The sequence below is a fragment of the Marinobacter nitratireducens genome (assembly GCF_000708045.1).
Classification (GTDB): domain Bacteria; phylum Pseudomonadota; class Gammaproteobacteria; order Pseudomonadales; family Oleiphilaceae; genus Marinobacter; species Marinobacter nitratireducens.
Map to the genome: position 1 here is coordinate 303,195 of NZ_ANIE01000005.1, position 13,245 is coordinate 316,439.

15 protein-coding genes are annotated in these 13,245 nt (G+C 58.1%); 9 read left to right on the forward strand and 6 right to left on the reverse strand.

The features are described 5' to 3' along the window. Positions 1 to 38 precede the first annotated feature (38 nt). Positions 39 to 1,220, forward strand: a complete 1,182-nt coding sequence (locus D777_RS08480) for an ATP phosphoribosyltransferase regulatory subunit (RefSeq protein WP_036130594.1) — start codon at positions 39 to 41, stop codon at positions 1,218 to 1,220. Positions 1,221 to 1,301: 81 nt separating this feature from the next. After that, positions 1,302 to 2,597 carry an adenylosuccinate synthase gene (locus D777_RS08485; RefSeq protein WP_036130596.1) on the forward strand — a complete coding sequence of 432 codons (1,296 nt, stop codon included), beginning with the start codon at positions 1,302 to 1,304 and terminating at the stop codon, positions 2,595 to 2,597. Positions 2,598 to 2,681: 84 nt separating this feature from the next. On the opposite strand, the gene cmoB is transcribed toward D777_RS08485, so the two are convergent. From cmoB to D777_RS08510, 5 genes are read right to left on the reverse strand one after another with little or no spacing between them, the layout of a single operon-like run. Then, the gene (gene cmoB, locus D777_RS08490) at positions 2,682 to 3,674 is read right to left on the reverse strand and encodes a tRNA 5-methoxyuridine(34)/uridine 5-oxyacetic acid(34) synthase CmoB (RefSeq protein ID WP_036130598.1); all 993 of its coding nucleotides are present in this window, start codon (positions 3,672 to 3,674) and stop codon (positions 2,682 to 2,684) included. A 12-nt stretch (positions 3,675 to 3,686) separates the two neighbouring features. Further along, positions 3,687 to 4,451: a carboxy-S-adenosyl-L-methionine synthase CmoA gene (gene cmoA / locus D777_RS08495; RefSeq protein ID WP_036130600.1), complete on the reverse strand. Its 765-nt coding sequence runs from the start codon at positions 4,449 to 4,451 to the stop codon at positions 3,687 to 3,689. Then, entirely contained in the window at positions 4,444 to 4,812 is a 369-nt protein-coding gene (locus D777_RS08500) for a hypothetical protein (RefSeq protein ID WP_036130603.1), read from the reverse strand. Before D777_RS08500 ends, cmoA begins: the two co-directional genes overlap by 8 nt. 51 nt (positions 4,813 to 4,863) lie before the next feature. Then, positions 4,864 to 5,880, reverse strand: coding sequence for a serine/threonine protein kinase (locus D777_RS08505; RefSeq protein ID WP_036130606.1), 1,017 nt, complete (start codon positions 5,878 to 5,880; stop codon positions 4,864 to 4,866). An 11-nt stretch (positions 5,881 to 5,891) separates the two neighbouring features. Then, entirely contained in the window at positions 5,892 to 6,317 is a 426-nt protein-coding gene (locus D777_RS08510) for a hypothetical protein (protein ID WP_081849518.1), read from the reverse strand. A 144-nt stretch (positions 6,318 to 6,461) separates the two neighbouring features. Between D777_RS08510 and D777_RS08515 the strand changes: the two genes are divergently transcribed. Beyond that, positions 6,462 to 7,571 (forward strand): NAD(P)/FAD-dependent oxidoreductase, encoded by a 1,110-nt coding sequence (locus tag D777_RS08515; RefSeq protein WP_227501715.1) that lies wholly within the window; start codon positions 6,462 to 6,464, stop codon positions 7,569 to 7,571. On the opposite strand, the gene D777_RS08520 is transcribed toward D777_RS08515, so the two are convergent. Further along, complete coding sequence (locus D777_RS08520; RefSeq protein ID WP_036130610.1) at positions 7,568 to 8,302, reverse strand: ComF family protein; 735 nt, start codon at positions 8,300 to 8,302, stop codon at positions 7,568 to 7,570. The two genes, D777_RS08515 and D777_RS08520, sit on opposite strands and share 4 nt — an antisense overlap. A 50-nt stretch (positions 8,303 to 8,352) precedes the next feature. On the opposite strand from D777_RS08520, the gene bioB reads away from it, so the two are divergent. The 6 genes from bioB (at position 8,353) to D777_RS08550 (ending at position 13,227) form a co-directional block, all read left to right on the forward strand. Continuing rightward, positions 8,353 to 9,426 (forward strand): biotin synthase BioB, encoded by a 1,074-nt coding sequence (bioB, locus tag D777_RS08525; protein ID WP_036130613.1) that lies wholly within the window; start codon positions 8,353 to 8,355, stop codon positions 9,424 to 9,426. Between the two features lie 177 nt (positions 9,427 to 9,603). Continuing rightward, on the forward strand, positions 9,604 to 10,779 hold the full coding sequence (gene bioF, locus D777_RS08530) for an 8-amino-7-oxononanoate synthase (RefSeq protein WP_036130615.1): 1,176 nt from the start codon (positions 9,604 to 9,606) through the stop codon (positions 10,777 to 10,779). Next, on the forward strand, positions 10,776 to 11,549 hold the full coding sequence (bioC, locus tag D777_RS08535) for a malonyl-ACP O-methyltransferase BioC (RefSeq protein ID WP_036130618.1): 774 nt from the start codon (positions 10,776 to 10,778) through the stop codon (positions 11,547 to 11,549). The genes bioF and bioC overlap by 4 nt, the downstream gene beginning before the upstream one ends. Before the next feature lie 35 nt (positions 11,550 to 11,584). Then, positions 11,585 to 12,277 (forward strand): dethiobiotin synthase, encoded by a 693-nt coding sequence (gene bioD / locus D777_RS08540; protein ID WP_036130620.1) that lies wholly within the window; start codon positions 11,585 to 11,587, stop codon positions 12,275 to 12,277. A 50-nt stretch (positions 12,278 to 12,327) separates the two neighbouring features. Then, positions 12,328 to 12,573, forward strand: a complete 246-nt coding sequence (locus tag D777_RS08545; protein ID WP_036130623.1) for a flagellar hook protein FlgE — start codon at positions 12,328 to 12,330, stop codon at positions 12,571 to 12,573. A gap of 9 nt (positions 12,574 to 12,582) precedes the next feature. Continuing rightward, a complete protein-coding gene (locus tag D777_RS08550; protein WP_051669023.1) occupies positions 12,583 to 13,227 on the forward strand; it encodes a putative metalloprotease CJM1_0395 family protein in 645 nt (214 codons plus the stop codon). The last annotated feature ends 18 nt before the right edge of the window (positions 13,228 to 13,245 follow it).

Below are 13,245 nucleotides of genomic sequence, written 5' to 3' on the forward strand. Positions count from 1 at the left end.
CTTGCAGCCGGAGCGGGCCTGACGGACAACGATATCTCATGACAGTATCTGATCGCTGGTTACTGCCGGACGGTGTGGAAGACATTCTGCCGCCGCTGGCTGGACGGATCGAATCCCTGCGCCGGGATGTAATGGATACCTGCCAGCGCTGGGGCTACCAGTTAGTTATCCCACCGCTGATTGAATACCTCGAATCCCTGTTCACCGGAACCGGGCATGATCTGGAGCTGCAAACGTTCAAGCTCACCGATCAGCTGACCGGTCGGATGATGGGTGTGCGGGCGGACATGACCCCCCAGGCGGCACGTATTGATGCCCATACCCTCGGGCAGGACGGTATCACCCGACTATGCTATGCCGGGCATGTGCTGCACACCCGTCCCCGTCATATGCTGACCGGTCGAACTCCGATCCAGGCGGGCTGCGAATTGTTTGGCAGTGATTCCGAAGCCGCGGATCTGGAAGTGATCAGCCTGATGCTGGAGACCCTGCGCGTAGCGGGACTCCCGAGAGTCCACCTGGATCTGGCTCATGTCTCGATCTACGAGAGCCTCATTGGCGAGGCCAATGTCGATCGGAATACCGAGGAAGCCATTTTTGATGCCATGGCCCGAAAATCGGTGCCGGAACTGGATGAATTGCTCGGCGATTGCGCTGAGGGTTCGGCCGGGGCACGGCTGAGGGCGTTGGCCCGGGTCAGCGGTGGCCCCGAGGCGCTGGACGAGGCGCGGCGTATTCTTCAGGGAGCATCTGCAGATCTGGATGCAGCACTGGATAAGCTGGGTCGCGTCTCCGACATGTTGGCGAGAGACTTCCCGGAGGTTCGCTACGGTTTCGATTTCTGCGAGCTCCGGGGTTACAACTACCACACTGGTCTGGTCTTCGCCGCTTATGTGCCCGGGCACGGTGATGCTGTCGCCAAGGGTGGTCGTTATGACGCCATCGGCAGTGATTTTGGCAGGGCTCGTCCCGCCACCGGTTTCAGTCTTGATATCCGGGCGCTGGTTTCTCTGGGCGAACGTGTTCAGCATCGCTCGGGCTCGGTTTGGGCCCCGGCCGATCAGGATCAGGCCCTTGAGGGTGTGATTTCCGGCCTGCGGATGACGGAAACGGTCATACGCGCGCTGCCCGGCGAAGAGGATTGTGACCCGGCCGAGCGAGGCTGTGACCGAAAGCTGGTCAAGCAGGATGGTCAGTGGGTGGTAAAGGCTTTGGACTGATTCCCTGCGGGGGTCGTTAACAGTATTTCAGGTAAACTTGCGAAACGGGCGTCCGCTGGGCTGCCGTATTGAGAGAGAATCATGGGTAAAAACGTAGTTGTGCTGGGCACCCAGTGGGGTGATGAAGGCAAGGGTAAGATCGTTGACCTGCTGACGGACAAAGTGGCGGCAGTCGTCCGCTTTCAGGGTGGTCACAATGCCGGCCACACACTGGTGATTGAAGGCAAGAAAACGGCCCTGCACCTGATTCCCTCCGGGATCCTCCGTCAGGATGTCCAGTGCCTGATTGGTAATGGCGTGGTCCTGTCTCCGGAAGCTCTGCTCAAGGAAGTCCGTGAGCTGGAAGCGAATGGCGTTGCCGTGCGTGAGCGCTTGAAGATCAGCCTGGCATGCCCGATTATCCTGCGTACCCATGTGCGTATCGATCAGGCTCGCGAACGCGCTCGCGGCAATGACAAGATCGGAACCACGGGGCGGGGCATTGGTCCTGCCTACGAGGACAAGGTCTCCCGTCGTGGCCTCCGTCTTGGTGATCTGTGTAATCCTGCCGATTTTGAGGCCAAGCTCCGGGAAATTATGCAGTACCACAACTTTGTGCTGACAGAGTATTTCAAGGAAGAGGCCGAAGATATCGACTCTGCACTGGCAGAGTTAAAGGAAATGGGTGAGGAAATCCTGCCCATGGCTGCCGACGTTACTGACATGCTTCATGACTACCGCAAGCGTGGCGAGAACATCCTGTTCGAGGGCGCTCAGGGCTCGCTGCTGGATATCGACCTCGGCACCTATCCGTTCGTAACATCTTCCAATACCACGGCTGGCGGCACCGCGACGGGGTCCGGATTTGGTCCGTTGTTCCTGGATTACGTTCTGGGTATTACCAAGGCTTACACCACTCGTGTTGGTTCCGGGCCATTCCCAACCGAGCTGTTTGACGACATGGGTGAGCATCTGGCAGTCAAAGGCAATGAGGTCGGAACAACAACCGGTCGTTCCCGCCGCTGTGGCTGGTTTGACGCGGTCGCTCTGCGTCATGCCATCCAGATCAACAGCGTTTCCGGTATCTGCCTGACCAAGCTGGATGTCCTTGACGGCCTGGAAACCGTGAAGGTGTGCGTGGGTTACAAAACGCCTAATGGCGAAATTACCCGTCCCCCTATTGGCTGCGACAGTTACAAGGACATTGAGCCGGTTTACGAAGAGCTGCCGGGCTGGAGCGAGAGCACCTTTGGGCTGAGCAGCATTGATCAGCTTCCGGAGAATGCCAAGGCTTACATCCGCTTCCTGGAGGAGCAGATCGAAGCGCCGATTGACATCATTTCCACTGGGCCCGACCGGGTTGAGACCATCACTCTGCGCCACCCCTTCGGTGAGTGAGATCCGGATAAGCCTGACAGTTTGATGGTCAGCTTCCAGAAAAGCCGCTGAGATTAATCGCAGCGGCTTTTCTGTATCTGGCGGTCAGGGTTTTTCCGCGATGACCGTTGCCCGCTTGGGGCCGGGGTAGCCCTCAATGGTCAGGCTCGGATTGTCCGGATCAAGGAAGTCCTCCAGAGAGTTGAAACGCATCCAGTCGGTGGAGCGCTGCTCATCTGTGGTGGTGTCGGTGACGTCGACAACCCGTGCGTTCCGGAATCCGGTTCGGTCCAGCCATCGCAGTAGTGTGTCACAGCTTGGCAGAAACCAGACGTTTCGCATCTGTCCGTAGCGATCTTCTGGCATCAGGCTGTAGCCCTCAGGGCCGTCGACCACCAGGGTTTCCAGAACCAGCTCTCCGCCTTTCCTCAGGGTGCCCTTGAGCTCCAGAAGATGATCAAGAGGTGATCTCCGGTGGTACAGAACACCCATGGAGAAAGTTGTATCAAAGGCTTCCAGGTTATCTGGCAAGTCTTCCATCCTGATGGGCAGGAGATCGACCGGGACGTCCCCAAGGTATTGTTTGACGCTCAAGAACTGGAACATGAAGAGCAGCCCGGGGTCGATGCCGATCACTCGTGCGGCACCTTCCCCCCGCATGCGCCAGCAGTGATAGCCCGAACCGCATCCCACATCCAGAATTCGGCGGCCCTGCAGGTCTGACAGATAGGGGGCCACCCTGTCCCATTTCCAGTCAGACCGCCATTCGGTATCAATATAAGTGCCAAAGAACTGAAACGGGCCTTTTCGCCAGGGCATCAGGCCTCGAAGCCCCTTCTCGAGTTTGACCTGATCCTGCTTGGCCAACGGGGTCGATGAGCTGAGTGTGATCGCGGATGTATCGAGTCGGGCTTCGACCTCCGAGCGTGCAGGCAACGTTTCCAGTGCTGCCAGCCAGCGCGCCATGTCGCCATGGGGGTTGTCATCGAATCGCTGTTTCAGCTGTTCTTCTATCAGGTCAGTCCAGTCCTGGTAGCCGGCCTCGTGAAGCGCTCGAAACAGGGAGGCAAAGTGTGTTTTCCAGTCAAAATATTTCATGGTTGGATCGATCTATTTTGGCTTGATAGCCAGGATGGAGACGAAGTTGAAGCACTGATACCAGAGAAAAACCTCACTGAACCCGGCGGTGAGCAGACGCTGTTTGTGGGTGTCGAGTGTTTCCGGAATGAGAACCTGCTCAATGGCAGCGCGTTTCTGGCTGATTTCCAGGTCGGAATAGCCGTTAGCGCGTTTGAATTCATGGTGCAGGCGGGTCTGGATCTCCTGTTCCTGCTCAGATTCAAAGCGTACCTTCTCGGACAGAATGAGCGCGCCTCCGGGGCGGGTGGCGTCAGCAATGCGTCGCAGGAGAGACTCGCGCTTTTCTGGTGGCACAAACTGGAGAGTATAGTTGAGCGTGGTGACCGACGCGTCGCTCAGTTCGGTATCAAGAATATCCTCGCAGCGCAGGGTGACCGGCAGCGGGTGATCGTCGAGGGCCACATAATGCCTGCAGCGTTCAATCATGGCTCCGGAATTGTCCACGCCGATAAGCTGACAGTCATCGTGATGAATGCCATGGCGCATCGCGAGCGTGGCGGCGCCCAGGGAACAACCAAGGTCGTAACAGTTAGTTCCGGGCTGGACGTATTGCTCCGTAATCACCTCGATCATCGGGATAACCGTGGTATATCCCGGTACCGAGCGCCGGATCATATCCGGGAAAACGCGGGCGACCGAGGCATCGAAACGAAAGTCCTCGGGCTTGCGTTCGGTCGCGAAGAGTCTGTCGGTCAACTGTTTGGGTTGCTTCGGTGATTGCTTGGCATCAGTCATTATCAGTGGTGTCCGGTGCTTTATCGGCTTCCGCTTTGCTTTCCGGAGTGGGGCGATGGCAGCGCACACCCCGATTCTTGTAATCCACCAGAATCCCGAGGAAAGACGGGTCAGCATCCGCGGCGATGGCCAGATAGCCACCTTCGCAGACAGCGTGGAGTTCAGACGACTTGGGAGACATCCGGAACGGCTCGTCTGGGTTGATGTGAACGGCCTGGAAATCGCCAACCGGAACAAAGTCCTTGTTATCGGAATGATCGATTCGTCCATTTGCCTCAAGGACCAGTATGGTGCCAATGACAGCAGCCACGGCGGTGATGATCAGACTGCGAATGGTAAAGCGGGCATCATTCTGGCTCATGGGTACCTCTGGAGAGTTGTCGAATTTGGAGAGTTGTCGAATTTCAGTGATTCAGTACTGACCGGGAAGCGAGATGGCCGGTTCCTGCAGTGCCGCAAGTTGTTCGCGCAGGGACAGGATCTGATCCGACCAGAATCGTGGCTGGGCGAACCAGGGGAAGAAACGCGGGAATGCGGGATCATCCCAGCGCCGTGCCAGCCAGGCGCAATGGGCAATTTGTCGGTAGCAGCGGAGTGGTTCGATCAGGTGACGTTCCCGGCGATTAAAGTCGCGAAACATCTCATAGCCTTCGAGGAGTTCGCCGAGTTGCGCGCCCCGTTCCGCATCTTCGCCGTTGAGCAGCAGCCACATGTCCTGGATGCAGGGGCCTGAGCGACAATCATCCAGGTCGACAAACAGCATCTGATCCTCTCGGCAGAGGATGTTTCCGGCGTGGCAGTCGCCATGGATTCTCTGAATGTCCACCGGGCCGGCTTCGTCGACCCTGGCCGCGCTGTGCCGGAGCAGATCGGGAATCAGGCTGTCCCATGCCGGGCGGAGGTCCTCGGGAATCCAGTTGCCCTCAAGCAGTTCCTGGTTGTGGGCTTCTATGCCGCCAAGTATGTCGATGGCCGGCCGATGCTGGAATGGTTTTTCCGCGCCGATGTTATGGATCTGGCCCAGCCACTGTCCCAATCGGTATAGGGTGTCTGTGACACTGGTATCCGGCGCCTGCCCACCCCGTTGCGGGAACACCGCAAAGTGGAACCCCCCATACTGTGCCAGTGTGTCGCCGGAGGGCATGGCGATAGGAGCTACCACGGGTACGTCTGCGCCCAGAAGCTCCAGGGTGAACTCATGCTCTTCGCGGATCTGGTCCTCAGACCAGCGGCCCGGTCGATAAAACTTGGCGATCACCGGGGGTTGGTCATCCAGGCCGACCTGATAGACGCGATTTTCGTAGCTGTTAAGCGCAAAAAGTCGCCCGCTGGCTGGGAAGCCGGCAGACTCCATCGCGTCCAGGATCAGATCTGGTGTCAGGGCGTCGTATGGGTGAGGAGATGGGGTGGTTGTGGCATCGGTTATCATGGACGTTTTGGTCAGAGCCCTGTGTCGTACTTGGATTTCATGGTTTGGAGGTGGTACCAGTTCCGATCCAGCTCCCAGCGGATACGGTCAATTCCCGGTGATTCGAGAACAATCTCTGCAGACCGGGCCTGAAGCTGGGCCAGTTCACGCTCAGCGCGTTGCCACTCACGGTTGTTATCGCCCAGATTTTTCATGCTGGGAAACACCGCCTCCAGAGCCTGCTGGGTCGATGTGGTCAGGGATCGGAGGGAGCTCATGATCGCAGTGTTGCCCTCAACTCTCAAAACCCGGTGCTGGTACGGATAGCTGCTTACAATCTCGTCGGCCTTCAGGCGTTCATTCAGGCTGATAACTTCAAAACCGCGCCAGCCGAGCCAACCAACAAACAGGGTGGCTACAACCATAACCAGAACGAACTGCTTGCTGTCTGACATCATTCCTTTCGCTCCCGATTCCATCCAAGGCGTTCATTATAACGGTTATGGCTGTAGGAGTAATGTCGAATGGAAGGCAGTCTTTCGTCACCATGCTTGGGATCGGTTATGCTCTGGCGGTCGGTCGGGGGTGTAGAGGAGAGCAAAGTGTCAGGGGAAGTGCTGCATGCGCAGACGGTAGTTATCGGCGCGGGCGTCGTTGGGCTGGCTGTGGCCAGGGAAATGGCATTGGCCGGTCAGGAAGTACTGGTGCTTGAAGCCGGGCCGACGTTTGGCGAGGGGATCTCATCCCGAAACAGCGAAGTCATCCACGCTGGCATCTACTATCCAGAGGGTAGCTTGAAGGCCCGATTATGTGTCGACGGTCGCCAGCGCCTTTATGATTATTGCCGGAGCCGGCGGGTGGCGCACAAGCGCTGTGGGAAATGGATTGTCGGAGCCGGCACAGAACAGATTGCGGATCTGGAGGGTATTCAGGAAAGGGCGGGGAAAAACGGAGTTGATCTTCAGTTTCGGGATGGCAAATGCGTAGAGCGAGCGCTCCCTGGCGTGCGGGCTGTGGCAGGCTTGTGGTCACCCGAAACCGGAATAATCGACAGCCACGGTTTGATGCTGTCGTTGCTCGGGGAGCTTGAGGATGCTGGCGGCCAGCTGGTGTGCGGGGCTCCTGTGCTGGCAGCGAGCGTTGAGTCCTGTGGTCATGCATTGACGGTGGGCGGCAGGGAACCGTGTACGCTGGTTGCCCGGCAAGTTGTTAACTGTGCCGGACTGGGGGCCGTGCCTCTCGCTCAGATATGGGAGGGATTACCGGATTCGCAAAGGTTGCAGCAATGGCTCGCCCGGGGCGTCTATTTCAGCTACAGCGGTCGCCACCCGTTTAATACGCTTGTCTACCCGATTCCTGAGCCGGGCGGTCTCGGCGTTCACCTCACTCTGGATCTTGGCGGGCAAGCGCGCTTCGGACCCGACGTGGAGTGGATAGAATCCGAGAATTACAGCGTTGATCCTGGGCGAGCCAGTCGGTTTGCTGCAGGTGTCCGGACATGGTGGCCCGGGCTCGACGAATGCAGGTTACAGCCTGCCTACGCAGGCATTCGCCCGAAGCTGAGTGGTCCGGGCAGCGGTTTTGCCGATTTTCGGATAGACGGCCCGGGAAATCATGGTGTCGAGGGGCTCGTAAACCTGTTTGGTATTGAGTCGCCGGGTCTGACATCCAGTCTTGCCATTGCGGCCTATGTTGCTGCAATGCTTTGTTAGGCCGGGGTTCGTGCCAGCGCCCACACCTCGACATCAAGCGCCCCGGCTTCTTTCAGTCGGCTTGCGAGTAATCGCGCGGTAGCGCCGGTTGTCACGACATCATCAACGATGGCGACGCGTTCTGGCACCTTGCCCTTCACAGCGAACACATCGGCCAGGTTGGCCAGTCTTTGGGCTCTGTTCAAGCCCTGCTGCGCCGGTGTATGGCGAGTTCGATAGACCAGGTTGGTGTCCAACGGGATGCCCAGAGTGCGGCTCAGGTGTTCTGCAATGTCTCTGGCTTGATTGAACCCTCGTTTGCGCCTTTTGGCAGGATGCATCGGGGCTGGCACAAGAAGGTCAGGATGACCTCGTTCGCAACCGTCCAGCTGCTCCTTCAAATAGCCGCACATATCCTGAATAAGAGGGCGGGCGAACTTGCGTTGGCCACTGTACTTGTACCGGCTGATCATGCCATCGATGGGGTACTGGTACCGCCAGGGAATTCGCGAGCGGTCATAGGGTGGCGGCGCTTTCAGGCAATCTCCGCATGTCAGCTCCTGGCTCTGTGTCGCCAGGGGTAGGCAGCATAAGCGGCAGCACCACCGGTTTATCGGCAGGTCGCTTCGGCAGGCATGGCAAAGACCGTCGACACTGTTTGAATCCAGGCAGGCAACGCAGGCGCCAGCCTGCCGGTTTCTGTTAACCATTAGTCCTTTAATGGTTGACAGGGGCATCAGTCCCTTTATCATCTGTTTCATCCGTAAACCCCGAGACCGGAAAAGGTTAACAGGACTTTCTCATGACCGCTACCCAAGCTGCTGCTGGCTCAATTCGTCACGACTGGACATTGCAAGAGGCCCGTGAACTGTTCGAGCTGCCCTTCAATGATCTGATGTTCCGCGCCCAGACCGTTCATCGCCAGCATTTTGATCCTAATGAGGTGCAGGTCAGCACATTGCTGTCAATCAAGACCGGTGCCTGTCCTGAGGACTGCAAATACTGTCCCCAAAGCGGTCACTACAATACCGGGCTGGATAAAGAAAAGCTTCTGGAAATCGAGAAGGTCGTGGCGGAAGCGCGTGCCGCCAAGGATAAGGGCGCCTCACGCTTCTGCATGGGGGCTGCCTGGCGCAGCCCGACCAAGAAAGACATGCCGTATGTGCTCGATATGGTGCGTCAGGTTAAATCACTGGGTATGGAAACCTGCATGACCCTTGGCATGCTGAAAGAGGAACAGGCGAAGGAGCTGGCCGAAGCAGGGCTGGACTATTACAACCACAACCTGGACACCTCTGAAAAATACTACAGCCACATTATCACCACACGGACCTATCAGGATCGTCTGGATACCCTCGACAACGTTCGCAAGGCCGGCATGAAGGTATGCTGCGGCGGCATCATGGGGATGGGCGAGGACGAAGACGACCGTGTTGGCCTGCTGGTTCAGTTGGCTAACCTGCCGCATCACCCGGAAAGTGTGCCGGTCAATATGCTGGTGAAGGTCAAGGGAACGCCGATGGAGGATGTGGAAGACCTGGATCCGTTCGACTTTGTCCGCATCATCGCCGTTGCCCGCATCATGATGCCGGAGTCTCACGTGCGTCTGTCTGCGGGACGTGAACAGATGAACGAACAGATGCAGGCAATGTGCTTCATGGCCGGCGCCAACTCCATTTTCTACGGCGAGAAGCTGCTGACCACCTCGAACCCGGAGGCTGACGCGGATATGCAACTGTTCCGCCGGCTCGGAATCCGTCCTGAACAGCGGGAGCAGTGCGCAACCGAGGAACAGGAAGAAGAGGCGATTGCCGAAGCCGTTGAGTACGAGGCGACGCGTCACATGTTCTATGACGCGACGCGGGAATCTGCCTAGGAATTGCAAACTTCGGGGGAGTGAAAGCCGGCACGTGGGTTCCAGGACACGCTACGAGCACATCCATGTGCGCTTGTTTCGGGCCGTCCCTGGCCCTCAACAGTCCTGGAACCCACGAGCCGACTTTCACCCGAACTTTGGTGTTGCCTGGAACATTCAAGCGGTGGTAATGACCGGATGAGAAACTTTGCCGAAGAAATAGAGCAGCGGAAGCAGTCTGGTTTGTATCGCACGCGCCGGTTGGTGTCAGGCCCTCAGCAGCCGGAGCTGATGGTAAATGATCAGCCCGTGTTGTCATTCTGCAGCAATGACTACCTGGGACTTGCCAATCATCCGGGTAATATCGCCGCACTCCAGAATGCGCTGCCTGAAACCGGTCTGGGTGGCGCCGCTTCCCACCTGATTTGTGGTCACCATACAGCTCATCACCAGCTGGAAGACCGGCTGGCGGAGTTTACCGGCCGCAGCGCTGCGTTGTTCTTTTCAACGGGTTACATGGCCAATATGGGAGTGATCTCAGCGTTGGCGGGGCGGGGCGATACAATATTTTCCGACCGCCTCAATCATGCCTCGATTATTGACGGCTGTGTCCTTAGCCGGGCCCGCATCCGCCGTTATCCCCATAGTGACATTGCTGCTCTGGACGAGATGCTGGCTCAGACCAGCGGGCATAAGCTGGTGGTGACCGACGGCGTGTTCAGCATGGATGGCGACATCGCACCTCTGAAGGAGTTGGCCAGAGTCTGCAAGCGTCATGATGCATTGCTGGTTGTGGATGACGCTCATGGTATTGGTGTCCTGGGGCCAGAGGGGAGAGGTAGCATTGCCGAATGTGGTTTGAGCGAGTCCGATGTGCCGGTACTGATCGGAACCCTGGGTAAGGGGGTCGGGACTAGCGGAGCCTTTGCCGCAGGGCCTGCGTTACTCATGGACTACCTGGTGCAGAAGGCTCGCACCTACATCTACACGACGGCGATGCCGCCGGCCATTGCCGCTGCGACCTGCGCAAGTATTGATCTTATCGAGCGTGATCAGCCTCGGCGTGAGCATCTTGCTCGGCTGGTTTCCGTGTTTCGCCAGCGCGCTTCGGCGATGGGCTACACCCTGATAGACTCCCGCACCCCCATTCAGCCGATTATGGTTGGGGATAATGAGGCTGCCATGGCGCTCAGTGAGGCTCTGGAGCAACAGGGAGTGCTGGTGACGGCAATTCGCCCACCGACGGTCCCCGCCGGTGAGGCCCGCCTGAGGGTGACCTTGAGTGCTGCTCATACTGTTGAGGATCTCGAACGCCTTTTGGTGGCGCTGGAGCGCTGTCGCCATTTACTGGACAAAACGGATTTGGCGGTATGATTGCTCTGAAGCCGGATATCGCTCGTGAATTCGGCAGTGCGAGCAAGACCTATGAGAGAGTCTCGCGCCTTCAGCGCCTGATGGGCGATGACATGATTCAGCGGTTGGGGAGAATCGCTCCGGCCGGGCATGTGCTGGACCTGGGGTGCGGTACGGGCTGGTTTACAAGACAATTGGCGGACATGCTCCCGGACTCTGCAGTGACGGGTATGGACCTGTCGCCGGGCATGATTGACCACGCCAGTCAGACCAGCAAGTGTGTTTCCTCCTGGCTGGTTGGTGATGCGGAACACATTCCTTTCCCAGACGACAGCGTTGATCTGCTGTTCAGCAATCTGATGCTGCAATGGTGTGCTGATCCAAGGGTTGTCTTCCGGGAGTGCCGGCGGGTGCTCCGGCCCGGCGGCCGTTTGATGATCTCGTCCCTGCTGGATGGGACCCTTGCCGAGCTGCGGCAGGCCTGGGCGGCTGCGGATCATGGGGTAGAGCACGTCAATCAGTTCCTTCCTGAAACTGACTTTGTCCGCTATGTCGATGAGGTTTTGCCTGGCGCCAGAGTAGACGCTCGGTCGTTGCAATTGGAGTACGACTCGCCAATGGGCCTGGTGGGTGAGCTAAAGAAGCTGGGAGCAGGCTATAAAGGCGGGCAACGCCGCATGTCTTTGACTGGGCCTGGTCGCTGGCGCAGGATGTGCGATCAATATCCGTTGGCGGATGATGGGCGAGTGCTTGGGACTTATGAGGCCGTCTGGGTCGATTGGAAGGCGTAAACTTTGAATAGCTGTTTGGATGGCGTGAACCGAATATGGCAAAAAAAACGTTCTTTGTGACCGGAACCGACACCGGTGTCGGTAAAACCATGGTATCCGCAGCCATTCTTGAGGCCGCCAAGGGCTCGGGTAGGCGTACCATTGGCATGAAGCCAATTGCGTCTGGCTGCGACGTGACCCCGGATGGTCTTCGCAATGAAGACGCGCTTATGCTGCAAAAGGCGATGACCGAGTCGCTTCCATATGAGCGGATCAATCCGGTGGCGCTGGAGCCAGCGATTGCTCCGCACGTTGCCGCCCAGCAGGCGGGAATAACCGTGACAGCCCAGCGGCTGGTGGGGTTTTGCCGTGGCTTGCAGATGCAGCCAGCCGACCTGATGCTGATCGAGGGGGCGGGGGGCTGGCGGGTGCCGTTAAACGACCGGGAAGTATACTCGGCCGTTCCGCGGGAATTGGATATTCCGGTCATTCTTGTGGTATCCCTCAAGCTCGGCTGTATAAACCATGCAATGCTGAGTGCCGAGGCAATCCGCGCTGACGGTTTGAGGGTTGTTGGATGGGTCGCCAATCGCTCAGAGCCGGAACCGATGAGTTGTGAATCAGAAACATTGAATTACCTGCTCGAACACCTGGGTGCGCCGTGCCTTGGTGTGTTGCCCTGGAGTGAAGCGGCAGACCCTGGCCTCTTGTCGGAATCGCTGGATCTTCAAGCTTTGTTTGAAAATTGACCAATTTTGTGGCTTACTGGAGTCCATTAGTGGTCGCTGGGTAGCTGGATATGATCAACAATACACTTGGGATTGGCATTCAGGGCATGCAGGAAGGCATCGCCGGTATGGAGAATGCTGCTCGCAAGATCGCTCGCGGCGGTGTCGATGGCCCTCAGGGTTCGTCCGACGGCGCCGGTGGCCTTGTGGAGCCGATTGTTGAGCTGAAGGTCTATGAGCGCAGCGTTGAAGCCTCCGCGCAGGTTGTAAAGACGGCGGACGAGACATTGGGCACGCTGCTGGATGTTATGGCCTGAGTACCGGTCATGAACGCGCTTTCTTCAATTTCCCCTCCGAATCCATTCGCCACCTCCCCAAGCGGTGGTGCCGGTCGTTCTGACACGGCTTCCGCCAACGCTTCTGTTAGCGGACGTCCTGCACGGGATGCCGAAGCGTCGACATCTGGCAACGCGGTTGAGCAAGGGCTGTCTCCGGATGAGCTGAAGCAGCTTACCAAACTGAAAGCCCGGGACCGCGAGGTCAGGGCGCATGAAGCCGCTCATCAGGCAGCGGGTGGCCAGCATGCTGGTGCGATGTCGTTTACCTATCAGCGTGGCCCCGATGGCGCCCAGTATGCCGTTGGTGGAGAGGTGTCTATCGATGTCGGTGCGGTTGAAGGCGATCCTCAGGCCACAATAGAGAAAATGCGCACGGTTCGTGCTGCTGCGCTGGCTCCCGCCGAGCCCTCGGGCCAGGATCGTGCGGTTGCTGCCCAGGCAATGCAGACGATGCTTCAGGCCCAGTCTGAGTTGGCCGCTGAGAAGTCCCGAGAGTCGGGTTCCGAAGCCTCTGAACCCGAACGGGAAATTACCCGTTCCGGACAGAGGGCCTCCGAGACCTACCAGTCTGTTTCCGGAATGTCTCCGTCATCTGAACAACAGGCTTCGGGGTTCGTCCCGGTCTCAGCCTGAATTTCCTTATTTCCGATC

Bases quoted from the DNA above. Each gene is read 5' to 3' on its own strand.
- cmoB (WP_036130598.1), bottom strand. From the start codon at position 3,674: ATGAAATATTTTGACTGGAAAACACACTTTGCCTCCCTGTTTCGAGCG.
- bioF (WP_036130615.1), top strand. From the start codon at position 9,604: ATGAGAAACTTTGCCGAAGAAATAGAGCAGCGGAAGCAGTCTGGTTTG.
- D777_RS08550 (WP_051669023.1), top strand. From the start codon at position 12,583: ATGAACGCGCTTTCTTCAATTTCCCCTCCGAATCCATTCGCCACCTCC.
- bioC (WP_036130618.1), top strand. From the start codon at position 10,776: ATGATTGCTCTGAAGCCGGATATCGCTCGTGAATTCGGCAGTGCGAGC.
- bioB (WP_036130613.1), top strand. From the start codon at position 8,353: ATGACCGCTACCCAAGCTGCTGCTGGCTCAATTCGTCACGACTGGACA.
- D777_RS08505 (WP_036130606.1), bottom strand. From the start codon at position 5,880: ATGATAACCGATGCCACAACCACCCCATCTCCTCACCCATACGACGCC.
- cmoA (WP_036130600.1), bottom strand. From the start codon at position 4,451: ATGACTGATGCCAAGCAATCACCGAAGCAACCCAAACAGTTGACCGAC.
- D777_RS08520 (WP_036130610.1), bottom strand. From the start codon at position 8,302: ATGATAAAGGGACTGATGCCCCTGTCAACCATTAAAGGACTAATGGTT.
- D777_RS08480 (WP_036130594.1), top strand. From the start codon at position 39: ATGACAGTATCTGATCGCTGGTTACTGCCGGACGGTGTGGAAGACATT.
- bioD (WP_036130620.1), top strand. From the start codon at position 11,585: ATGGCAAAAAAAACGTTCTTTGTGACCGGAACCGACACCGGTGTCGGT.
- D777_RS08485 (WP_036130596.1), top strand. From the start codon at position 1,302: ATGGGTAAAAACGTAGTTGTGCTGGGCACCCAGTGGGGTGATGAAGGC.
- D777_RS08500 (WP_036130603.1), bottom strand. From the start codon at position 4,812: ATGAGCCAGAATGATGCCCGCTTTACCATTCGCAGTCTGATCATCACC.
- D777_RS08510 (WP_081849518.1), bottom strand. From the start codon at position 6,317: ATGATGTCAGACAGCAAGCAGTTCGTTCTGGTTATGGTTGTAGCCACC.
- D777_RS08545 (WP_036130623.1), top strand. From the start codon at position 12,328: ATGATCAACAATACACTTGGGATTGGCATTCAGGGCATGCAGGAAGGC.